Source organism: Escherichia sp. KTE172 (genome assembly GCF_000408845.1).
Classification (GTDB): Bacteria; Pseudomonadota; Gammaproteobacteria; order Enterobacterales; family Enterobacteriaceae; genus Escherichia; species Escherichia coli.
Genome location: NZ_KE137316.1, coordinates 3852063 through 3875556, shown reverse-complemented (window position 1 = coordinate 3875556; position 23494 = coordinate 3852063). Strand labels below are relative to the sequence as shown.

Below are 23494 nucleotides of genomic sequence, written 5' to 3'. Positions count from 1 at the left end.
GATGATCAATTCGCCCCGAGTGTGTATTCAGGTTCAAAGCGTCTACATTGAGGCACAATCTTCACCTGATAATGAACGTTACGTTTTTGCTTATACCGTAACCATACGCAATCTGGGGCGAGCGCCAGTGCAGTTGTTGGGGCGTTACTGGCTGATCACCAATGGCAATGGCCGTGAAACCGAAGTCCAGGGCGAAGGAGTGGTTGGCGTCCAGCCACTTATCGCGCCTGGCGAAGAGTACCAGTACACCAGCGGTGCAATCATTGAAACCCCGCTGGGCACCATGCAGGGTCACTACGAAATGATCGATGAAAATGGCGTCCCTTTCAGCATCGACATTCCCGTATTCCGACTCGCCGTTCCCACACTCATTCATTAAAAGAATATGGCGACATACCTTATTGGCGACGTTCATGGTTGTTACGATGAACTGATCGCATTGCTGCATAAAGTAGAATTTACCCCTGGGAAAGATACCCTCTGGCTGACGGGCGATCTGGTCGCGCGCGGCCCGGGTTCGCTGGATGTTCTGCGCTATGTGAAATCCTTAGGCGACAGCGTACGTCTGGTGCTGGGCAATCACGATCTGCATCTGCTGGCGGTATTTGCCGGGATCAGCCGCAATAAACCGAAAGATCGCCTGACACCGCTGCTGGAAGCGCCGGATGCCGACGAGCTGCTTAACTGGCTGCGTCGCCAGCCTCTGCTGCAAATCGACGAAGAGAAAAAGCTGGTGATGGCCCACGCCGGGATCACGCCACAGTGGGATCTGAAGACCGCCAAAGAGTGCGCGCGCGATGTAGAAGCGGTGCTGTCGAGTGACTCCTATCCCTTCTTTCTTGATGCCATGTACGGCGATATGCCAAATAACTGGTCACCGGAATTGCGGGGGCTGGGAAGACTGCGGTTTATCACCAACGCCTTTACCCGTATGCGTTTTTGCTTCCCGAACGGTCAACTGGATATGTACAGCAAAGAATCGCCGGAAGAGGCCCCTGCCCCACTGAAACCGTGGTTTGCGATTCCTGGCCCTGTCGCTGAAGAATACAGCATCGCCTTTGGTCACTGGGCATCGCTGGAAGGCAAAGGTACGCCGGAAGGTATTTACGCGCTGGATACTGGCTGCTGCTGGGGTGGTACATTAACCTGCCTGCGCTGGGAAGATAAACACTATTTTGTCCAGCCGTCGAACCGGCATAAGGATTTGGGCGAAGCGGCGGCGTCTTAAACACAGCCTGATACAGGAAGGCCGGATAAGACGCGACCGGCGTCGCATCCGGCACTAGCCGTAAATTCTATACAAACTTACCGCCGCTCCAGAATCTCAAAGCAATAGCTGTGAGAGTTCTGCGCATCAGCGTCGTGGAATTCGCTGAATACCGATTCCCAGTCATCCGGCTCGTAATCCGGGAAATGGGTGTCGCCTTCCACTTCTGCGTCGATATGCGTCAGATACAGTTTTTGCGCTTTTGGCAGGAACTGCTCATAAACGCGACCACCGCCAATCACCATGATTTCTGGTACGTCACCACACGCCGCGATGGCTTCATCCACCGACTTCACCCACGTTACGCGATCGTCCGTACCCGGTTGACTGCTGAGGATAATATTTTTGCGTCCTGGCAGCGGACGACCGATGGATTCCCAGGTATGGCGGCCCATAATTACGGGTTTATTTAAGGTGTTGCGTTTAAACCAGGCGAGATCGGCAGGCAGGTTCCACGGCATGGCGTTTTCCATGCCGATAACGCGATCTACCGCTAACGCCGCAATCAGACTGATCATTGAGATTTCCCGATAAAAAAAATTGTCGCCACTATACGTAAAGCGTAAACCGTCGTCGACTGGTGCGAGGATGATGTTGAGGAAAATTTTATATTCTGCTGGCGAGTCCACGCTCTCCCACTGGACTCGCCGCATTACAATGAAATAAAAACAATTAGTTAGCTGTAAAGTGTGATTTACGTCACTCTTTATTAGGATGAGGGTTTCGTTTCCGGTTCATCCGCCATGTTGCCGGTATGTTTCCCTTCTTCGGTTCCCTGCCAGCCATGTCGTTGAATTAATGACAGATGTTCGCGGTCTTCGGTAATGATCTCACTTAACATCGCGCTGGTGCGTTTATAGACCGCCGCGCGGGCTTTGGTGTCGTTCTCAACCATTGCCATCTCTTCTACCATCTGAATATTAAAGCGGCGGAACACATCGGCACGTTCTCGCGCTTCATACGGCCCCAGACCTAAACTTTCCAGTGCCAGACGCCCGGTTTTCAGCGCACCTTCGAAGGTTTCACGCTCCGGCTTTTCAACGCCTGCCTGACGCAAACGAATGTAGTGGTCGACATCGCGGGCGCGGGCAATAATCTGCAAATGCGGGAAATGTTCTTTCACCATCTCCGTCAGTTGCAGGTTGGTTTGCGGATCGTCGATGGCGTTAATCAGCACTTCCGCTTTCGCCGCTCCGGCAGATTCCAGTAAATCCATCCGCGTGGCATCGCCATAAAACACTTTCATACCAAATTTACGCAAGGTTTCGATATGGTCCGGATCGTGATCGAGCACCACCATTTTCACCCCGCTCGAGAGCAGTAAACGTCCGGTGATCTGCCCAAAACGACCGAATCCGGCAATGATTACCCGCGGCTGTTCTTCGTCGATCTCATCGGCTTCACGCGCCTCTTCACTAGAAGATTGCTCAAGGCGATTGAGGATCACCAGCAGAATCGGCGTTGCCGCCATCGACAGCGCCACCGCCAGGGTCAGCGATTTCGCCCACTCCGGCTCCAGCACATTCGCCATCTGCGCCGCACCAAATACCACAAAGGCAAACTCACTACCCTGCCCTAACAACACCGCAAACCAGCGACGCTGTTTATTTGGCACCTGCAACGGTCGGGCAATCAGCCACAGCATGGCGATTTTGATGATGAGGAAACCGAGCAGCAGAATGACAATACGCAATGGGTTTTCAATCAGCGTGCCAAAGTCTATCGACATGCCAACGCCAATGAAAAACAGCCCCAGCAGCAAACCTTTAAAGGGTTCGATATCGCTTTCCAGCGCATGACGATATTCCGAGCTTGCCAGCAGTACGCCCGCCAGAAACGCGCCCATCGCCATCGACAAGCCAACCTCTTCCAGCAGCAAACCAAAGCCAAACACGAGGAATAACGCCACGGCACTAAACACTTCCCGCAAGCCAGAGCGGGCGACAAAGCGCAGCGCCGGACGCGTGACATAGCGCCCCAGCAGTACCACCAGCACCAGCGCACCCGCCACTTTTAACGCCGAGAGAGCAAATGCGCCCATCGTCGTCGAGGCACTGCTCGCCGCCAGTAGCGGGATCATCGCCACCAGCGGGATCGCCGCGATATCCTGGAACAGCAGCACCGCAAAGGCACTGCGACCCATTTGCGTCATCATCAGATTGCGTTCATTCATCGCCTGCATGGCAATCGCCGTAGAGGAGAGCGCCAGCGTCATGCCGATCAATTCCGCGACCTGCCAGCGCAGCCCAAGCAACATACAGAACAGCCCCAGCAGGCCGCCGCAAATCACCATCTGCAATGCGCCACCACCGAACACCGCCGCACGCAGCTTCCACAGCCTTTGTGGATCGAGTTCGAGGCCGATAATAAACAGCATCAGCACCACGCCAATCTCGGCAAAGTGCAGAATAGATTCGGCATCGGTCACCAGTCGCAGCCCCCACGGGCCAATAATGCAGCCAGCGATCAGGTAGCCAAGTACCGATCCCAGACCAAGACGTACCGCAATGGGTACAATCAGCGCCGCCGAACCGAGATAAATCAGCGCCTGAATCAGCGTATGGCTATCCATGATGTGCCTCCTGCCATTCCAGCAGACGTTGCTTATAGTGCCGCGCCTGCCCTTCGAGGGTTTCGTCGTCACAAATAAAGGTGCAGTGCATGGCAAACGGTGGCAGCCAGTTCAGCCCGCAGTAGATTGCCGTCGCCTGTAGCGGCTGTGACAGCACATCAAAGCCCGGATGCGCACCAATCTCAAAATGGCTTTCTCCGCCGCCGGTCGTCACCGCCCACAGCAAATGTTTGCCATGCAGCGCCGTACCGCCGTGACCGTAAGCCCAGCCGTGCGAGAAAACTTTATCGATCCAAAGTTTGAGGAGCGGTGGAATGCTGTACCACTGCATCGGGTGCTGCCAGACGATCAGATCGGCGCGAGACAGCGCCTCCTGCTCGGCGGCAATATCGATATTGAAGTCAGGATAGAGTTGATAAAGAGAGCGAATTTCGACGCCTTCCAGCGTCCTTGCCTGTTCAAGCATCCGTTTATTCGCATGGGAATGATGCGGATACGGATGCGCATAAATTATAAGAATCATAGGTAGCCCGCGTGATTACGCCTTTGTTTTCCCACAAAGTGTAGTCATATATTCACGCGGCTTATAGTCAATAATATTGATTCAGAAAAGAGAGAAATCTGAACAAATTATCCCATTCTCTGCCCGCGGATCGTCATATTGCTGGTCTGCGCCAGTGACATCCCTCGAGTCTCCGGGGCAAACGCTACGGAAATCAACAAGCCAAACAGCGAGATACCCGCCCCCATTAACATCGTGTTACTGATACCGTAATTATTGATAAAGATCGGCAGTGCCCAGGTCGAAACAATAGTGCCAATACGGCTTAAGGACATAATCACGCCCACGGCAGAGGCGCGGATATCCGTCGGGAAGAGCTCATTAGGATAGAGCCACTGCAAATTACCCGGCCCGCCAGAGAAAAAGGCATACACCGCAAATGCCATCACTACCAGCCAGATCCCCATATCCGGGATCAGCCCCAAAACCGCCAGCGCCAGCGTCATCATGGCAAAGCTGCCAATCAACAATGGACGCCGTCCGGCAGTGTTTAACCACAGCATCGGTGGAATACAGCCGAGCATAAAGAACAGGCTAATCACCACGTTCCCCAGTGCCGCGTTTTTGCCAACACCCAATCCCAACAAACCAACGATTTGCGGGCCAAAGGTGTAGATGGCGAACATCGGGATCACCTGGCAGGTCCAGATGGCGGCAACAAACAGAACAAAAGGAAAATGGCGGCGATTAAACAGATCGCGAAAACGGGTTTGCTGCGGCTGCTCTTCATCGAAAGCCACCGGTTCGCCAAACAGTTTGATCATCATCTCTTCGCACTCTTTTACTCGCCCTTTGCGTAACAACCAGCGGGGAGATTCAGGCAGTTCGAATCGACCAATCAAAATCAACAAACAGGGGATCGCTGCGCTACCCAGCATCCAGCGCCAACCACCTTCCACATCATAAAGCCAGTAACCGACCAGATCGGCGCAGGTCGCGCCGACATACCACATCGCGGCAATAAAGCTGATGGAAAACGCCCGCTGACGGGTACTGGAGAACTCAGTGATCATCGAAGTGGCGATGGGATAATCTGCACCGATGACAATGCCGATGAGTACCCGCATCACTAACAGTTCGACGGGGGATGAGACAAACATCGTCGCCACCGATATCACGCCGATGGCGATGATATCGATGAGGAACATTTTGCGCCGTCCGACTTTATCGGAGATATAGCCAAACAGCGATGTGCCAACGAACAGCCCGGCGAGCGTTCCCGCGCCCAGCAAGCCAATCCAGTCAGCGTCCAGTTTCAGCGCCGGCGTCAGTTGCTCCAGCGCCACGCCAATCATTACCAGTACATAACCATCCAGAAACGGACCACCGCTTCCCCACAGCAAAATGCGGCGGTGAATAGAAGAGAATTTAAGATCGTCAAAGTTTCTGGACGGTTGCATGGGTTATTCCTGTTTTTTTGCAATGAGAGTCAGTACGGCGTTACGTATCAAACCAACATCAGCCGTAACGGAACTCCACACCAAAGGTGCCGCGCGGGTATTCCCACTGTTCCAGCGCCGACCCCAGCCCCAGAATGCGACAGGTGCCGCACTCCAGACATCCGGCGTAATCGAAGCGCACACTGCCGTCATCCTGCTTCTTGTACAGACCTGCGGGGCACGCTTTCACCAGCAGCTCCAGCGCCTGTTTATCGGCATCGGCCTTCACAACAATGTGCGGATGCTCTTCATCGACATTGAATTTATTGACGCCCAGTTTGACGTCCACATTGACGGGAGAAGTCATAAAACGGTCACTCCTTTCATGCCATCCTTGATCAGATTGATGAAGCCCACTTTCTTACCGTGGCGGAGGATTTTCTTGCGCATCAGTTCCGGCACGCTGCCGTCAATGGTGAACAGGTCACGCGCCACGCCCACCGCCAGTTCCGGGTAGCCGCTAAACATGCGTGGGTTATCAAGGAACGCCGGTAGTTTCTGGTACATACGCATATCGCGCAGCGGGCCACTCTCAAGATGCTGACGATATTCCGCCAGTTTTTGCTTACTGAAATCGTCGCTTTTCATCGCTGAAAGCACGGTTTTTGCTGCGGCTTCCCCGGCGGCAATCGCCAGATCCATACCGCGAATGGTAAAACCGAGGTTCATACACATTCCGGCGGCATCACCGGCAATCAGTACGCCGTCACCGACCAGCTCCGGCAGCATGTTGATGCCTGCTTCCGGCACTACGTGAGCGGAATATTCCACCAGCTTGCCGCCCGCGATCAGCGGTGCAACGGCCGGATGTTGTTTGAAATCTTCCAGCATTTGCGGCACCGATTTTTTTGCGTCATGCAGATGATGGAGACCACAAACCAGCCCCAGCGACAGGGTATTTTCATTGGTATAAAGGAAGCCGCCGCCCATCAGGCCATCGGTGGGGGAACCCGCAAACAGGCAAGCCGCACCCTGATTACCCTGCAACTGAAAACGGTCTTCGATAACCGACTTCGGTAACTCGATCAGTTCCTTCACGCCAACCGCCACATCCGTCGGTTTGACGCGTTTTGCCATCCCCAACTTTTCGGCAAGGATGGAGTTCACTCCATCAGCAAGGATCACCGTTTTCGCTTCAATCACATCACCATCGGCTTCTACGCCGACAACTTTGCCATCGCGCTGTACGAGGTTATCGACGCGGATCCCGGTAATTAACTGCGCGCCCGCTTCTTCGGCCTGCTCCATCAGCCAGGCATCAAATTTACTGCGCAAAACGGAGTAAGAACGCTGGGATGGCGAGGTTTCGTCGCCATTGCAGTAGTCCATAGTCATCGCTGACTTTTCCGTCATAAACGCGAGTTTTTCATGGGTGATCAGGCGTTCTACGGGGGCGGATTCGGCGAAACCTGGAATAATGTGTTCCAGACTGTGGGCATAGAGACGCCCGCCAGTAACGTTCTTGGCACCTGCGGAATTGCCACGCTCGATAACTAACACTTGCGCCCCTTCGCGGGCGAGCACCAGTGCGGCAACCGAACCGGCAAGCCCAGCACCGACGATGATGGCGTCAAAGATATCTTCGGACATAAGAGCTCCCTGTCAGCGGCAGGGCCGTAATGCAGCCCTGCCAGAGTGGATCAACGCGCTAAAGCTGCGGTCAGTGCCGGAAGGATCTTCACGGCGTCGCCAACAATACCGTAATCCGCGTACTGGAAGATCGGCGCATTTTTATCTTTGTTGATGGCGAAAATGGTTTGCGACGCATTAGCACCAACCATGTGCTGGATCTGCCCGGAGATCCCCACCGCCAGGTACAGTTCAGGTTTCAGCATCAGGTTGGAGATACCGACATAGCGTTCGTGCTCCATCCATTTTTCGTTTTCCGCCACCGGACGAGAACAGGCCAACTCCGCACCTATCGCCTTACAAAGCTGTTCTGCCAGCGCAATGTTATCTTTGCTGCCAATGCCGCGACCGACGCTGACCACCAGACGGGCTTTGTCGAGATCGACGCTGTTGCTCTGGCGCGCCTGGGTTGCCGTGCGGGTAATCGCCACAGCCGGAGCCTGCCACTCCACGGTGTGCGTTTCGCCAGTGCGTGACGCGTCTGGCTGAGCCGCATCAAACGTGCCGCTGCTGATGGTCAGTACCGCATACGGCGTGGCAATGCGTTCTTCGCCAATCGCCAGACCGCCGTAAACCATGTGTTTCACTGTCGCTTTACCGTCCTGTACGCTGACGGTGCTGGCATCGTTAGACACCGCCGCTTTAAGGCGATAACCCAGTTTTGCCGCCAGTAATTTGCCGCGACGAGTATTCGGCAACAGCACCAGACCGTCTGCTCCGTGCTGGCGAATAGTGTCAGCCATGACACCGGCGTAATCTTCGATCATCCGATCGTCCGGTTTGCCGTTTAATTTCCAGACATGATTAGCGCCTAGCTGGATTGCCTGTGCGCCGTCGGCATCATTGAGGACAAAGGCATTGATTTGATTAGCTAAAGCCTGCGCACCGTTCATCAGTTCCGGCAGACGAGAAGGGGTATCGCTGAATACCCAGACTTGAGAAAACGTGTTCATAGCATCCCCTGTAATTAAATGACTTTGCGAAGATTTTCAGCAAATGCGGCGATCTGTTCTTCGCCGTCGCCTTCAATCACGATGCGCTGACGCTCGCGCTGTTTCGGCGCGGCAACCTGTTGTTCTGACCAGGCTGCCTCTGCGTTAAAACCGATATCCGCCGCCGACCATACCTGGACTGGCTTTTTCGCCGCGCCGAGAATGGCTTTCATCGAAGGAATTTGTGGGGAGTTGATATCAGTGGAAACAGCAACAACCGCAGGCAGCGGAATGCTTAAGGTTTCTGTTTCATCTTCCAGTTCGCGCTCAACGGTGAGGGTATCTGCCGTCAGGGAGATAATTTTGCTGACGCCGTTAACTGCCGGAATATTGAGGATTTCGCCTACCAGCAAACCAACCTGCTGGGCATAAAGGTCGGAAGAACCATCGCCACAGAGGATCAAATCAAAGCCTGCTTTCTGGGCGGCAGCAGCCAGTGCGGTCGCTGTTTGTTGCGGCAGTGCCCGCTCGAACTGGTCATCAATCACCACAATCAGTTCATCCGGGCCGCGCGATAGCACATCTTTACGCCCTTTGGCGTTGGTCAGGGCTTTACCGCCCACACTTAGGGCCGTCACCTGCGCCTCTGCTGCCTGTTGCTTTAGCTGGCAAGCCGCTTCAATAGCGTTGAGATCGTATTGGCTTATTTTGGCATCGGCTTTACTGAAGTCTAACGAACCATCAGCATTATTGACCGCAATATCCTGTTCATCAGGCACGCACTTATAGCAAGTAATAATCTTCATTGCATCTCCAGAAATCATGAAGGAAACGTCGTTCATATCGGTGGTGTTAATTACAGATATCACGCCCTTTAATTTGGAAATAAAACTTTAATCACCAATATTGAAAATGTCACACGCAGATAAATCCAACTTTCAATATTGTTAAGTCCCTCACCAATATTGAAAACATGGCGTAGCAAAAAGAAATTTTCAATATTGCTTTATGGATCACCAATATTGAAAGTCAGATGCTATTTTTTTACTCACAATCAAACTCATCACATTGATAAACAATGAATATTTACACAAAGACGCCCTGTTTTTACCCGATAAAAAACTGTGACTAACATCACAGAACGCAGCCAATTGAATACCCATTATGAGTTAGCCATTAACGCGTCCACGAGGTTAATAATAATTATATTAAATGTTAACAAAAATAAAACAAACGGGAACGCAAAATAAATATTCGTTTTCACAGTGGAATTAACTCATGAAGAATGAAAAGAGAAAAACGGGAATAGAACCGAAGGTTTTCTTTCCGCCGTTAATAATCGTCGGCATACTTTGTTGGCTTACAGTCAGAGATCTGGATGCGGCGAATGTCGTTATTAATGCTGTATTCAGTTACGTCACCAATGTATGGGGATGGGCATTTGAATGGTATATGGTGGTGATGCTTTTCGGTTGGTTCTGGCTGGTGTTTGGCCCGTATGCCAAAAAGCGTTTAGGTAACGAACCACCAGAATTTAGTACCGCCAGTTGGATCTTTATGATGTTCGCCTCCTGTACGTCTGCTGCCGTACTGTTCTGGGGATCGATTGAGATCTACTACTACATCTCCACCCCGCCGTTTGGCTTAGAACCGAACTCGACAGGGGCGAAAGAGTTGGGGCTGGCTTACAGCTTGTTCCACTGGGGACCTCTGCCGTGGGCCACTTATAGCTTCCTTTCTGTCGCCTTCGCTTACTTCTTCTTTGTCCGCAAAATGGAAGTGATTCGCCCCAGCTCCACCCTGGTGCCGCTGGTGGGTGAAAAACACGCCAAAGGGTTGTTCGGTACCATCGTCGACAACTTCTATCTCGTCGCCTTGATTTTCGCGATGGGTACCAGTCTGGGCCTTGCCACGCCGCTGGTGACCGAGTGTATGCAATGGTTGTTTGGCATTCCGCATACCCTCCAACTGGACGCTATCATCATTACCTGCTGGATTATCCTCAACGCCATTTGCGTCGCCTGCGGTCTGCAAAAAGGGGTACGTATCGCCAGTGACGTGCGTAGTTACCTGAGCTTCCTGATGCTGGGTTGGGTGTTCATTGTCAGCGGTGCCAGCTTCATCATGAACTACTTCACCGATTCGGTGGGGATGTTGCTGATGTATCTGCCGCGCATGTTGTTCTATACCGATCCCATCGCTAAAGGCGGCTTCCCGCAGGGCTGGACCGTGTTCTACTGGGCATGGTGGGTGATTTACGCTATCCAGATGAGTATCTTCCTCGCCCGCATCTCCCGTGGTCGTACCGTGCGTGAACTGTGCTTCGGCATGGTGCTGGGGCTGACAGCGTCAACCTGGATCCTGTGGACTGTACTCGGTAGTAACACTCTGCTGTTGATAGATAAAAACATCATCAACATTCCAAATCTGATCGAACAGTACGGTGTGGCGCGCGCCATCATTGAAACCTGGGCCGCTCTGCCACTCAGCACCGCCACCATGTGGGGCTTCTTCATCCTCTGCTTTATTGCCACCGTTACGCTGGTTAACGCCTGCTCTTATACCCTGGCGATGTCCACTTGCCGCGAAGTACGCGATGGTGAAGAACCACCGCTGCTGGTGCGTATCGGCTGGTCAATTCTGGTTGGCATTATCGGTATTGTTCTGCTGGCGCTCGGCGGCCTGAAACCGATTCAAACCGCCATTATCGCCGGAGGATGCCCGCTGTTCTTCGTCAACATTATGGTGACGCTCTCCTTTATTAAAGACGCGAAACAGAACTGGAAAGATTAATTAACCCCCAAAATATCAAGAGGTTGAAAGATGGATTTTAATTTAAATGATGAGCAGGAACTGTTTGTCGCCGGTATCCGCGAACTTATGGCCAGCGAAAACTGGGAGGCCTATTTTGCCGAGTGCGACCGTGACAGCGTCTACCCGGAACGTTTTGTCAAAGCACTGGCGGATATGGGGATCGACAGTCTGCTGATCCCTGAAGAGCACGGTGGTCTGGACGCGGGGTTTGTTACTCTCGCCGCCGTGTGGATGGAGCTGGGACGTCTGGGGGCACCAACCTATGTACTGTACCAGTTGCCGGGCGGGTTCAACACCTTCCTGCGCGAAGGCACACAAGAGCAGATCGACAAGATTATGGCTTTCCGCGGCACCGGTAAGCAGATGTGGAACTCAGCGATTACCGAACCGGGCGCGGGCTCCGACGTGGGTAGCCTGAAAACGACTTATACCCGTAGAAATGGTAAGATTTATCTTAATGGTAGTAAGTGTTTTATTACCAGCAGCGCCTACACCCCGTACATCGTTGTGATGGCGCGCGACGGGGCTTCTCCGGACAAACCTGTCTACACCGAATGGTTTGTTGATATGAGCAAACCGGGCATCAAAGTGACCAAACTTGAAAAGCTCGGTCTGCGTATGGATAGCTGCTGTGAAATCACCTTTGACGACGTGGAACTGGACGAGAAAGACATGTTCGGTCGGGAAGGTAACGGCTTTAACCGCGTCAAAGAAGAGTTCGACCATGAACGTTTCCTGGTAGCCCTGACCAACTACGGTACGGCGATGTGCGCCTTTGAAGATGCGGCGCGCTACGCCAACCAGCGCGTGCAGTTTGGCGAGGCTATTGGTCGTTTCCAGTTGATTCAGGAAAAATTCGCCCACATGGCGATCAAATTAAACTCCATGAAAAACATGCTGTATGAAGCAGCGTGGAAAGCAGACAACGGCACCATCACCTCTGGCGATGCAGCGATGTGCAAATACTTCTGCGCCAATGCGGCATTTGAAGTGGTGGATAGCGCAATGCAGGTGCTGGGCGGTGTCGGGATTGCGGGCAACCACCGCATCAGCCGCTTCTGGCGTGATCTGCGTGTAGACCGCGTCTCCGGGGGATCTGACGAAATGCAGATCCTGACGCTGGGTCGCGCGGTGCTGAAGCAATACCGCTAAGTCCGTGCGCTGCCTGATGCGACGCTGACGCGTCTTATCAGACCTACGGGAGCACGAATGTAGGCCGGATAAAGCGTTTACGCCGCATCCGGCAGTCATGCGCTACATAAATTTTTCAGGAGCTAATAATGGATCATCTACCCATGCCGAAATTCGGACCGCTGGCCGGATTGCGCGTTGTCTTCTCCGGTATCGAAATCGCCGGACCGTTTGCCGGGCAAATGTTCGCAGAATGGGGTGCGGAAGTTATCTGGATCGAGAACGTCGCCTGGGCCGACACCATTCGCGTTCAACCGAACTACCCGCAGCTCTCCCGCCGCAATTTGCACGCGCTGTCGTTAAATATTTTCAAAGATGAAGGCCGCGAAGCGTTTCTGAAATTAATGGAAACCACCGATATCTTCATCGAAGCCAGCAAAGGTCCGGCCTTTGCCCGTCGTGGCATTACCGATGAAGTCCTGTGGCAGCACAACCCGAAACTGGTTATCGCTCACCTGTCCGGTTTTGGTCAGTACGGCACCGAGGAGTACACCAATCTTCCGGCCTATAACACCATCGCCCAGGCCTTCAGTGGTTACCTGATTCAGAACGGTGATGTTGACCAGCCAATGCCTGCTTTCCCGTATACCGCCGATTACTTTTCTGGCCTGACCGCCACCACGGCGGCGCTGGCAGCACTGCATAAAGCGCGTGAAACCGGTAAAGGCGAAAGTATCGACATCGCCATGTATGAAGTGATGCTGCGTATGGGCCAGTACTTCATGATGGATTACTTCAATGGCGGCGAAATGTGCCCGCGCATGACCAAAGGTAAAGATCCCTACTACGCCGGTTGCGGTCTGTACAAATGCGCCGACGGCTACATCGTGATGGAACTGGTGGGCATTACTCAAATTGAAGAGTGCTTTAAAGATATTGGCCTCGCGCACCTGCTTGGTACGCCGGAAATCCCGGAAGGCACTCAGCTTATCCACCGTATCGAATGCCCTTACGGCCCACTGGTAGAAGAGAAACTCGATGCCTGGCTGGCGGCACATACCATCGCAGAAGTTAAAGAACGCTTTGCCGAACTGAATATCGCCTGTGCCAAAGTACTGACCGTACCGGAACTGGAAAGCAATCCACAATATGTGGCTCGCGAATCAATCACTCAGTGGCAAACGATGGATGGTCGCACCTGCAAAGGGCCGAACGTGATGCCTAAATTCAAAAATAACCCCGGACAAATCTGGCGCGGAATGCCCTCACATGGCATGGACACGGCTGCCATTTTGAAAAATATCGGCTACAGCGAAAACGACATTCAGGAGTTGGTCAGTAAAGGTCTGGCCAAAGTTGAGGACTAAACGCGTGGCGTCAGTCGGCTTGCCTGACTAGCGCCCGCCCAATAACAAACGAACAACAATGGATAGAGGTGCAATGGATATCATTGGCGGACAACATCTACGTCAAATGTGGGACGATCTGGCGGACGTTTACGGTCATAAAACGGCGCTGATTTGTGAATCCAGCAGCGGAGTCGTTAACCGGTATAGTTATCTTGAGTTAAATCAGGAGATTAACCGCACGGCAAACCTGTTTTATACGCTGGGGATTCGCAAAGGCGACAAGGTTGCTCTACATCTCGACAACTGCCCGGAATTTATCTTTTGCTGGTTCGGGCTGGCAAAAATTGGCGCGATTATGGTGCCGATTAACGCCCGCCTGTTACGCGAGGAAAGCGCGTGGATCCTGCAAAATAGCCAGGCGTGCCTGCTGGTGACCAGTGCGCAATTTTATCCTATGTATCAACAGATTCAGCAGGAAGATGCCTCTCAGTTGCGGCACATTTGCCTGATAGATATGGCACTTCCCGCTGATGATGGCGTGAGTTCGTTTACTCAACTGAAAAATCAACAACCTGCCACCTTGTGCTATGCACCGCCGCTATCGACTGACGATACGGCGGAAATTCTCTTCACCTCCGGCACCACCTCCCGACCGAAAGGTGTGGTGATTACCCATTACAACCTGCGCTTCGCTGGATATTACTCCGCCTGGCAATGTGCACTGCGTGACGATGACGTCTACCTGACGGTAATGCCTGCGTTTCATATTGACTGCCAGTGTACTGCGGCGATGGCGGCGTTTTCTGCCGGGGCCACCTTTGTGCTGGTCGAGAAATACAGCGCCCGCGCCTTCTGGGGACAGGTGCAGAAGTACCGCGCCACCATTACCGAATGTATTCCGATGATGATTCGTACGTTGATGGTCCAGCCGCCTTCAGCCAACGATCGGCAACACTGCCTGCGGGAAGTGATGTTTTATCTCAACCTGTCGGAGCAGGAAAAAGACGCGTTTTGTGAACGCTTCAGCGTTCGCTTGCTGACGTCTTATGGGATGACGGAAACCATTGTGGGCATTATCGGCGATCGCCCTGGCGATAAACGACGCTGGCCGTCGATTGGTCGGGCGGGCTTTTGCTACGAAGCGGAGATCCGCGACGATCACAATCGTCCCCTCCCGGCTGGTGAGCTCGGTGAAATCTGTATTAAAGGCGTACCAGGGAAAACCATCTTCAAAGAGTATTTTCTCAACCCGAAAGCCACTGCGAAAGTGCTGGAAGCCGATGGCTGGCTACATACCGGCGATACCGGATACCGCGACGAAGAGGGCTTTTTTTATTTCGTCGATCGCCGCTGCAATATGATCAAACGCGGTGGCGAGAATGTCTCCTGCGTGGAGCTGGAAAATATTATCGCCGCGCACCCGAAAATTCAGGACATCGTGGTTGTGGGTATTAAAGATTCGATACGCGATGAAGCCATCAAAGCATTTGTGGTGCTGAATGAAGGTGAAACATTGAGCGAAGAGGAATTTTTCCGCTTCTGCGAACAAAATATGGCGAAATTTAAAGTGCCCTCTTATCTGGAGATCAGAAAAGATCTGCCACGTAATTGCTCGGGGAAAATAATTAGAAAGAATCTTAAATAAATGAAACGGCAGGGAACTACCCTGCCAGCTAATAATCACGCTCTAAAATAATATGCATTTTTTGCAGAGATGTTGTCGTCCCTGAAAAAGCAAAAATGGAGAAAAGGAATGAGTGAATCATTACATCTGACCCGCAATGGATCAATTCTGGAAATTACCCTTGATCGCCCAAAAGCGAATGCTATTGATGCAAAAACCAGCTTTGAAATGGGCGAAGTATTTCTAAATTTCCGTGACGATCCGCAATTACGTGTCGCCATTATTACCGGTGCCGGAGAGAAATTCTTTTCCGCGGGCTGGGATTTAAAAGCGGCAGCAGAAGGCGAAGCACCGGATGCTGACTTTGGCCCGGGTGGTTTTGCGGGATTAACCGAAATTTTCAATCTCGACAAACCAGTTATCGCCGCTGTGAACGGCTATGCCTTTGGCGGCGGCTTTGAACTGGCACTGGCGGCAGATTTTATTGTCTGTGCCGATAACGCCAGCTTCGCCCTGCCGGAAGCCAAACTGGGCATCGTTCCTGACAGCGGCGGCGTGCTGCGTCTGCCGAAGATCCTGCCGCCTGCCATCGTCAATGAAATGGTGATGACCGGCAGACGAATGGGCGCAGAAGAGGCGCTGCGTTGGGGGGTAGTCAACCGCGTGGTTAGCCAGGCGGAACTGATGGATAACGCCCGCGAACTGGCGCAGCAGCTGGTTAACAGCGCTCCGCTGGCGATTGCGGCGCTGAAAGAGATCTACCGCACCACCAGCGAAATGCCGGTAGAAGAAGCGTATCGCTATATTCGCAGCGGCGTGTTGAAACACTATCCGTCGGTTCTGCATTCGGAAGATGCCATTGAAGGGCCGCTGGCGTTTGCCGAGAAGCGCGATCCGGTGTGGAAAGGACGTTAACAACCGTGAGCTATTACGCCTTTGAGGGGTTAATTCCGGTGGTTCACCCGACGGCGTTTGTCCATCCCAGTGCAGTCTTGATTGGCGATGTGATTGTGGGAGCCGGTGTCTACATCGGCCCACTCGCCTCACTGCGTGGTGACTACGGGCGGTTGATCGTGCAAGCGGGAGCCAATATTCAGGATGGCTGCATTATGCATGGCTACTGCGACACTGACACCATCGTTGGGGAAAACGGCCATATCGGGCACGGAGCGATCCTGCATGGTTGTGTGATTGGTCGCGATGCATTGGTCGGGATGAACAGCGTGATTATGGATGGCGCGGTCATTGGCGAAGAGAGCATTGTTGCCGCCATGAGCTTTGTCAAAGCGGGCTTTCGCGGCGAGAAACGCCAGTTGTTGATGGGTACGCCAGCCCGCGCTGTACGCAGCGTGAGTGACGACGAGTTACACTGGAAACGGTTGAATACCAAAGAGTATCAGGATCTTGTCGGGCGCTGTCATGCATCGTTACATGAAACGCAGCCACTGAGGCAAATGGAGGAAAATCGCCCCCGTTTGCAGGGGACGACGGATGTGATGCCGAAACGGTGATCTTTCCGGATGCGGCGTAAACGCCTTATCCGACCTGGCTGGAAAGCAATCGTAGGCCAGGTAATGATTTACAGCGGCAAGTTTTACTTCAAATGAATGTTTCATAAACTGCACCTTCAGATGTCAGATTATGTCCAACATTTGGGGTGCAGTTCAGCCAGCATCGCATCCGGCGATCAGGTCGCACGGTATCAACGAAATGACATTAACGACGCATACTCTTTGACAACATCATCTGCCACTTCTGCTCGCGGTTAAGTTCCGTGAGCGGAACGGCAGGAATACGCGGCGTCTTTCTTACGCCGACTAATTTTTCCCGACTGTTATTGCGCAGGCGCGCGTAAATTTGCTCATCGATATCGACCACTTTAACCAGTCGCTGACACTGGCATCCCCGCCCTTCCAGCTTATTAGGGATCATCTTAACTTCGCAGCTTATTTCTGTGACTTCCGACAGAATATAAGTCAGGGTATTAACCGCCTTGCTGTGTTCAATATCGAAATGAATAGAGATCTCTCTTGCTATCACCCACCGATTTTCAGCCATCATCCATTCGGCGATTAACAAGTAGAGTGGTTTTTCAACATATCCTTCACACATACGAACTCCAGTTTCACAAATTAAAAGTCTGGCTATGACTCGTTTTGAAGCAATTAAACAAGGCCATATTAAAATTGTGGATATATCGATAGTATGCAACTTCACCGTCGATAAGTGTGAGCTAAATCCTGCTTATGTCATCAAAAATATCGATTCCCCAAAAGATTTACTTAATGGGCAAAAAAAACGGTCCTCATCAGAGAACCGTATTAGTTATTCGATCAAATTAGCGGATGAAAAATATCCGCCATGACACGCTATTATTTGATCTGCGCGTGCATTTCCTGCACCGAAATTACTTTTTCAGTCGCATCGGCATTCAGCGCCATCGCGGTAGCGAAACCACCGTTCAGGGTGGTGTCATAATGCACTTTATATTGCAGCGCACTGCGACGGATCACGCGGGAGTCTTCAATCGCACGACGGCCTGAGGTGGTGTTGATGATGTAGGTATATTCGCCATTCTTGATACGGTCCTGAATGTGCGGACGACCTTCATGCACCTTGTTCACCAGACGCGGATTAATGCCTGCTTCGCCCAGCACAATCGCCGTGCCGTGGGTCGCATCCAGCTCGAAGCCCTGTTTCAGCAGTTTTGCCGCCAGGTCCACCACGCGTTCTTTGTCGCCTTCGCGCACGGAAAGCAGCGCACGACCGTGTTTCTTCATGGTGGAGTTGCTGCCCAGCTGCGCTTTGGCGAACGCTTCAGCGAAGGTGCGGCCCACGCCCATGACTTCCCCGGTAGAGCGCATTTCTGGCCCTAACAGCGGGTCAACGCCCGGGAATTTATTGAACGGCAGCACCACTTCTTTCACCGAGTAGTACGGAGGGATAACTTCTTTGGTTACGCCCTGCTCGGCCAGCGTTTTGCCTGCCATCACGCGCGCCGCCACTTTCGCCAGCGGTACGCCGGTGGCTTTGGAGACGAACGGAACGGTACGCGCTGCACGCGGGTTAACTTCAATCAGGTAGACTTCGTTGTTTTTCACCGCAAACTGCACGTTCATCAGGCCGCGTACCTGCAATTCGAAGGCCAGTTTCTGCACCTGCTGGCGCATCACATCCTGAATTTCCTGACTTAAGGTGTAGGCTGGCAGCGAACATGCGGAGTCACCGGAGTGCACGCCCGCCTGCTCAATATGCTCCATGATGCCGCCAATCAGCACCATTTCGCCGTCGCAGATAGCATCCACGTCAACTTCTACTGCGTCATCAAGGAAGTGGTCCAGCAACACTGGCGCATCGTTAGATACGCTGACCGCTGTCTGGAAGTAGCGACGCAGGTCAGCTTCGTCATAGACGATTTCCATCGCCCGACCGCCGAGAACGTAAGACGGACGCACCACCAGCGGGTAGCCAATCTCTTTCGCTTTCTCAACCGCCATTTCGATGGTGGTAACGGTGGCGTTCGCCGGTTGTTTCAGTTTCAGACGCTCAACCGCATGCTGGAAGCGTTCACGGTCTTCCGCACGGTCGATGGCATCCGGGCTGGTACCGATAACCGGTACGCCAGCAGCTTCCAGCGCGCGCGCCAGTTTCAGCGGGGTCTGACCGCCGTACTGGACGATAACGCCTTTCGGCTTCTCAATACGCACAATTTCCAGCACGTCTTCCAGAGTTACCGGCTCGAAGTAGAGGCGGTCGGAAGTGTCGTAATCAGTGGAGACGGTTTCCGGGTTACAGTTAACCATAATGGTTTCGTAACCGTCTTCGCGCAGCGCCAGTGAGGCGTGTACGCAACAGTAGTCGAATTCGATACCCTGACCGATACGGTTCGGGCCGCCGCCGAGGACCATGATTTTTTCACGGTCAGATGGGTTGGATTCGCACTCTTCTTCATAAGTGGAGTACATATAAGCGGTGTCGGTAGCGAACTCTGCCGCACAGGTATCCACGCGCTTGTAAACCGGGTGCAGGTCATACTGGTCACGCAGCTTACGGATTTCTGCTTCACGCACGCCCGCGAGTTTTGCCAGACGCGCGTCGGCAAAGCCTTTGCGTTTCAACTGGCGCAGGAAGTCAGCGTTCAGGCCAGTGATGCCCACTTCCGCCACTTTCTCTTCCAGACGCACCAGCTCTTCAATCTGTACCAGGAACCAGCGGTCAATGTTGGTCAGGTTGAAGACGCCGTCTACGGACAGGCCCGCGCGGAAAGCATCGGCGATATACCAGATACGCTCTGCGCCAGCGTCTTTCAGCTCGCGGCGGATTTTAGTCAGCGCTTCCGGGTCGTCGAGACTCACTTTCGGATCGAAGCCGGTCGCGCCCACTTCCAGGCCGCGCAGCGCTTTTTGCAGGGATTCCTGCTGCGTGCGACCAATCGCCATCACTTCGCCAACCGATTTCATCTGAGTGGTCAGACGGTCGTTCGCCCCGGCGAATTTCTCGAAGTTGAAGCGAGGAATTTTGGTGACCACGTAGTCGATGGACGGCTCGAAGGAGGCCGGAGTACGCCCGCCGGTGATGTCGTTCATCAGCTCGTCGAGGGTGTAACCCACCGCCAGTTTCGCCGCCACTTTGGCAATCGGGAAACCAGTGGCTTTCGACGCCAGCGCCGAAGAACGCGACACGCGCGGGTTCATTTCGATAACAATCAGGCGACCGTTTTTCGGGTTCACCGCAAACTGGACGTTGGAACCACCGGTTTCAACGCCGATTTCACGCAGCACCGCCATCGAGGCGTTACGCATGATTTGATATTCTTTGTCGGTCAGCGTTTGGGCTGGTGCGACAGTGATGGAGTCACCGGTGTGGATGCCCATTGCATCGAAGTTTTCGATAGAGCAGACGATGATGCAGTTGTCGTTTTTATCACGCACCACTTCCATCTCGTACTCTTTCCAGCCGATCAGCGACTCATCAATCAGCAGTTCTTTGGTCGGAGAGAGATCCAGACCGCGGGCGCAAATTTCTTCAAACTCTTCGCGGTTATAAGCGATACCGCCACCGCTACCACCCATGGTAAAGGATGGGCGAATAATGCACGGGAAGCCCACGTCAGCGGCAACCGCCAGCGCTTCTTCCATCGTGTGTGCGATACCGGAACGCGCGGTTTCCAGACCAATTTTCTTCATCGCTACGTCGAAACGACGGCGGTCTTCTGCTTTATCAATCGCATCGGCAGTGGCACCAATCATGGTGACGCCGAACTCTTCCAACACGCCCTGACGTTCCAGCTCCAGCGCACAGTTCAGCGCCGTCTGACCGCCCATCGTTGGCAGCACCGCGTCCGGGCGCTCTTTTTCAATAATCTTGCGTACCACTTCCCAGTGAATCGGCTCGATGTAGGTCGCATCAGCCATTTCCGGGTCGGTCATGATGGTCGCCGGGTTGGAGTTCACCAGAATGACGCGGTAACCCTCTTCACGCAGGGCTTTACACGCTTGCGCGCCAGAGTAGTCAAACTCACACGCCTGACCGATAACAATCGGGCCCGCACCCAGAATCAGGATACTTTTTATATCTGTACGTTTTGGCATGGCTCTTTTACTCCTGATTACTTAGCGGTTTTACGGTACTGCTCAATTAACTCGATAAAGTGGTCGAACAACGGCGCTGCGTCGTGTGGCCCAGGGCTGGCTTCAGGGTGACCCTGGAAGCTGAACGCCGGTTTATCGGTGCGATGAATGCCCTGTAACGTACCGTCGAACAGGGATTTATGCGTGACACGCAGGTTTGCAGGTAATGTTGCTTCATCCACCGCAAAACCGTGGTTCTGGGCGGTGATCATCACCACGTTTTTCTCCACATCTTTAACCGGATGGTTGCCGCCGTGGTGACCAAATTTCATTTTGACAGTCTTCGCACCGCTCGCCAGCGCCAGCAGCTGATGACCGAGACAGATGCCGAAGACCGGAATATCGGTTTCGAGGAATTTCTGGATGGCGGTAATGGCGTAATCGCACGGGGCCGGGTCGCCAGGACCGTTGGAGAGGAAGATGCCGTCTGGATTCATTTTCAACACATCTTCCGCAGAAGTTTGCGCCGGAACGATGGTCAGGCGGCAGCCTCTATCCACCAACATGCGCAGGATGTTGCGCTTGGCGCCAAAATCATAAGCCACAACATGGAACGGCAGCTCGTCTTCTTTCTTCGCTTCTGGCAGGCCGCCGGTCAGCGTCCAGCTCCCTTGTGTCCAGCTATACGTTTCTGCGGTGGTCACTTCTTTTGCCAGATCCATGCCGTTCAGACCTGGGAACGCGCGGGCTTTTTCTAATGCCAGCACCGCATCCGGGTTATCGCCTGCGATAATGCAGCCATTCTGTGCGCCTTTCTCGCGCAGTAAACGCGTCAGCTTACGGGTATCGATATCGGCAATCGCCACGATGTTATGGCGCTTCAGGTAAGAAGAGAGGTCTTCGGTATTACGGAAGTTGCTGGCAATCAGCGGCAGGTCGCGAATCACCAGACCTTGTGCATGTACCTGAGAAGATTCTTCATCGGCGTCATTAGTGCCGACATTACCAATATGGGGATAAGTAAGAGTAACGATTTGACGAGAATAGGAAGGATCAGTGAGGATTTCTTGATAACCGGTCATTGAAGTATTGAAAACGACTTCCCCAACCGCCGAACCTGTTGCCCCTATGGCCCGACCGTGAAACTGGGTTCCGTCTTCCAGAACCAATAGCGCTGACTTAATCAAAACACCCTCCAGAGAATATTCACTCACTTTATTTGCATATTAATTCACAATGATGACGTAAATCAATGCAAATCTGCTTACCGACGAATTTCTGGCAAACGGCGGCATTCTGGAGATATGGGCGCTAAAAGTCAACTTAATGGCGGGATTTTTTATATTATTTTGTGGCTCATGCATGTTTTACAGGCATTAAGCGACAAAAAGATCATATAACATGTTCTGGAAAACGCTTGCGCAGCAAGAAGATTGCATGAAATCAAAATGAGCAGAAAAAAGTGGACCAAATGGTCAAAATTTACATTAAAACAACAAAAACAGAATACAAAACATGTAATTTTCAGCACTTGCATTAAATTTAAAAGCATAACACCAAAAATAAAAGGGCCAAAAATTAAAGCCCTTTATATTCAATGCATTAAATGTGTTATTTTTGAATCACTATAAATATTTTGTGGTTACAGATTATTGAGATCAAGCACATCTCGCATATCAAAAAGACCACTTTCCTTACCACTCAACCACAAAGCCGATCTTACCGCACCGTTAGCAAATGTCATGCGGCTGGATGCCTTATGGGTGATCTCCAGACGCTCGCCAATATCGGCAAACATCGCGGTATGTTCACCAACGATGTCACCTGCACGCACGGTGGCAAAACCAATGGTGCCAGGCACACGTTCACCGGTATGGCCTTCACGACTGTAGACCGCGCAATCTTTCAGATCTTTATCAAGAGCGTGGGCGATCGCCTCTCCCATTGCCAGTGCGGTGCCTGACGGCGCATCAACTTTATGTCTATGATGTGCTTCAATAATTTCGATATCGGTGTAGTCCCCCATCACTTTGGCTGCTTTCTCCAGCAGTTTAAGCATGACGTTAACGCCAACGCTAAAATTGGCTGCAAAGACAATCGCAATATCGGCGGCTGCGTCACGAATCGCCTGTTTACCGGCTTCGTCAAACCCCGTAGTGCCGATCACCATCCCTTTGCCATGCTGGCGACAAAAAGCGAGATGATTCAGCGTACCTTCCGGACGGGTAAAATCGATAAACACATCAAAATCATCTTTTACCGCATCGAGGCTGCTTTGCACGGTAACGCCTGTTTTCCCTGCTCCAGCCAGCTCACCGGCGTCGCTGCCCAGTAAAGAAGATCCTTCGCGCTCCAGCGCCGCGCCAAGCTGCACGCCCTCTAATGCCAGCGCCGCCTGAATCAACTGGCGGCCCATACGGCCCCCGGCTCCCGCGATGGCAACGCGGATGTTTGCATCATGCATAGCTATTCTCTTTTGTTAATTTGCATAGACCGTTTTCAGAGTAACCAGCGCATCGCTACGCCGCCAGCCAAAAACGCTGATAATTAGAAATTAATGATAAACAGGGAGGGATATCAGTGAAAGGCATGAGTCGATGAATGA

Annotated in this window: 20 protein-coding genes; 8 read left to right on the top strand and 12 right to left on the bottom strand. The window is 52.7% G+C overall.

Annotation, left to right across the window (positions count from 1 at the left end; translation table 11 throughout):
• The first annotated feature begins 1 nt into the window (after position 1).
• Both apaG and apaH read left to right on the top strand, forming a co-directional pair.
• On the top strand, positions 2-379 hold the full coding sequence (apaG, locus tag G434_RS05850) for a Co2+/Mg2+ efflux protein ApaG (protein WP_000610901.1): 378 nt from the start codon (positions 2-4) through the stop codon (positions 377-379).
• A gap of 6 nt (positions 380-385) precedes the next feature.
• Positions 386-1228, top strand: a complete 843-nt coding sequence (apaH, locus tag G434_RS05855; RefSeq protein ID WP_000257178.1) for a bis(5'-nucleosyl)-tetraphosphatase (symmetrical) ApaH — start codon at positions 386-388, stop codon at positions 1226-1228.
• A gap of 77 nt (positions 1229-1305) precedes the next feature.
• Here the strand turns inward: apaH and folA are convergent, their stop codons facing one another.
• The 8 genes from folA to G434_RS05890 all read right to left on the bottom strand — a co-directional run bounded on the left by folA (position 1306) and on the right by G434_RS05890 (position 9207).
• Positions 1306-1785 (bottom strand): type 3 dihydrofolate reductase, encoded by a 480-nt coding sequence (gene folA, locus G434_RS0125940; protein WP_000624375.1) that lies wholly within the window; start codon positions 1783-1785, stop codon positions 1306-1308.
• A 191-nt stretch (positions 1786-1976) separates the two neighbouring features.
• On the bottom strand, positions 1977-3839 hold the full coding sequence (gene kefC, locus G434_RS05860; RefSeq protein WP_000377105.1) for a glutathione-regulated potassium-efflux system protein KefC: 1863 nt from the start codon (positions 3837-3839) through the stop codon (positions 1977-1979).
• Positions 3832-4362, bottom strand: coding sequence for a glutathione-regulated potassium-efflux system oxidoreductase KefF (gene kefF, locus G434_RS05865; protein ID WP_000600725.1), 531 nt, complete (start codon positions 4360-4362; stop codon positions 3832-3834). Before kefF ends, kefC begins: the two co-directional genes overlap by 8 nt.
• A 107-nt stretch (positions 4363-4469) precedes the next feature.
• The gene (locus G434_RS05870) at positions 4470-5801 is read right to left on the bottom strand and encodes an MFS transporter (RefSeq protein ID WP_001183198.1); all 1332 of its coding nucleotides are present in this window, start codon (positions 5799-5801) and stop codon (positions 4470-4472) included.
• A gap of 58 nt (positions 5802-5859) precedes the next feature.
• Positions 5860-6147 carry a ferredoxin-like protein FixX gene (gene fixX / locus G434_RS05875; RefSeq protein WP_000203741.1) on the bottom strand — a complete coding sequence of 96 codons (288 nt, stop codon included), beginning with the start codon at positions 6145-6147 and terminating at the stop codon, positions 5860-5862.
• On the bottom strand, positions 6144-7430 hold the full coding sequence (locus tag G434_RS05880; protein ID WP_001287740.1) for an FAD-dependent oxidoreductase: 1287 nt from the start codon (positions 7428-7430) through the stop codon (positions 6144-6146). Before G434_RS05880 ends, fixX begins: the two co-directional genes overlap by 4 nt.
• Positions 7431-7480: 50 nt before the next feature.
• Positions 7481-8422 carry an electron transfer flavoprotein subunit alpha/FixB family protein gene (locus tag G434_RS05885; RefSeq protein ID WP_001091478.1) on the bottom strand — a complete coding sequence of 314 codons (942 nt, stop codon included), beginning with the start codon at positions 8420-8422 and terminating at the stop codon, positions 7481-7483.
• 14 nt (positions 8423-8436) lie between these two features.
• Positions 8437-9207, bottom strand: coding sequence for an electron transfer flavoprotein FixA (locus G434_RS05890; RefSeq protein ID WP_000692223.1), 771 nt, complete (start codon positions 9205-9207; stop codon positions 8437-8439).
• A 472-nt stretch (positions 9208-9679) separates the two neighbouring features.
• Between G434_RS05890 and caiT the strand changes: the two genes are divergently transcribed.
• From caiT to caiE, 6 genes are all read left to right on the top strand, one after another.
• The gene (gene caiT / locus G434_RS05895) at positions 9680-11194 is read left to right on the top strand and encodes an L-carnitine/gamma-butyrobetaine antiporter (protein WP_000787103.1); all 1515 of its coding nucleotides are present in this window, start codon (positions 9680-9682) and stop codon (positions 11192-11194) included.
• A gap of 30 nt (positions 11195-11224) precedes the next feature.
• Positions 11225-12367, top strand: coding sequence for a crotonobetainyl-CoA dehydrogenase (gene caiA, locus G434_RS05900; RefSeq protein WP_000347117.1), 1143 nt, complete (start codon positions 11225-11227; stop codon positions 12365-12367).
• A gap of 128 nt (positions 12368-12495) precedes the next feature.
• Positions 12496-13713: an L-carnitine CoA-transferase gene (caiB, locus tag G434_RS05905; RefSeq protein WP_000349928.1), complete on the top strand. Its 1218-nt coding sequence runs from the start codon at positions 12496-12498 to the stop codon at positions 13711-13713.
• Between the two features lie 73 nt (positions 13714-13786).
• Complete coding sequence (gene caiC, locus G434_RS05910) at positions 13787-15340, top strand: crotonobetaine/carnitine-CoA ligase (RefSeq protein WP_001309938.1); 1554 nt, start codon at positions 13787-13789, stop codon at positions 15338-15340.
• A 108-nt stretch (positions 15341-15448) separates the two neighbouring features.
• On the top strand, positions 15449-16234 hold the full coding sequence (caiD, locus tag G434_RS05915; RefSeq protein ID WP_000004399.1) for a crotonobetainyl-CoA hydratase: 786 nt from the start codon (positions 15449-15451) through the stop codon (positions 16232-16234).
• 5 nt (positions 16235-16239) lie between these two features.
• Positions 16240-16830 carry a carnitine operon protein CaiE gene (gene caiE / locus G434_RS05920; RefSeq protein WP_000122881.1) on the top strand — a complete coding sequence of 197 codons (591 nt, stop codon included), beginning with the start codon at positions 16240-16242 and terminating at the stop codon, positions 16828-16830.
• 205 nt (positions 16831-17035) lie between these two features.
• Here the strand turns inward: caiE and caiF are convergent, their stop codons facing one another.
• The 4 genes from caiF to dapB all read right to left on the bottom strand — a co-directional run bounded on the left by caiF (position 17036) and on the right by dapB (position 23353).
• Positions 17036-17431, bottom strand: a complete 396-nt coding sequence (gene caiF / locus G434_RS05925; protein ID WP_000333125.1) for a carnitine metabolism transcriptional regulator CaiF — start codon at positions 17429-17431, stop codon at positions 17036-17038.
• Between the two features lie 260 nt (positions 17432-17691).
• The gene (gene carB, locus G434_RS05935) at positions 17692-20910 is read right to left on the bottom strand and encodes a carbamoyl-phosphate synthase large subunit (protein ID WP_001126366.1); all 3219 of its coding nucleotides are present in this window, start codon (positions 20908-20910) and stop codon (positions 17692-17694) included.
• A 17-nt stretch (positions 20911-20927) separates the two neighbouring features.
• Positions 20928-22076 carry a glutamine-hydrolyzing carbamoyl-phosphate synthase small subunit gene (gene carA, locus G434_RS05940; protein ID WP_001309937.1) on the bottom strand — a complete coding sequence of 383 codons (1149 nt, stop codon included), beginning with the start codon at positions 22074-22076 and terminating at the stop codon, positions 20928-20930.
• A gap of 455 nt (positions 22077-22531) precedes the next feature.
• Positions 22532-23353, bottom strand: coding sequence for a 4-hydroxy-tetrahydrodipicolinate reductase (dapB, locus tag G434_RS05945; RefSeq protein WP_000543604.1), 822 nt, complete (start codon positions 23351-23353; stop codon positions 22532-22534).
• Positions 23354-23494 lie beyond the last annotated feature (141 nt).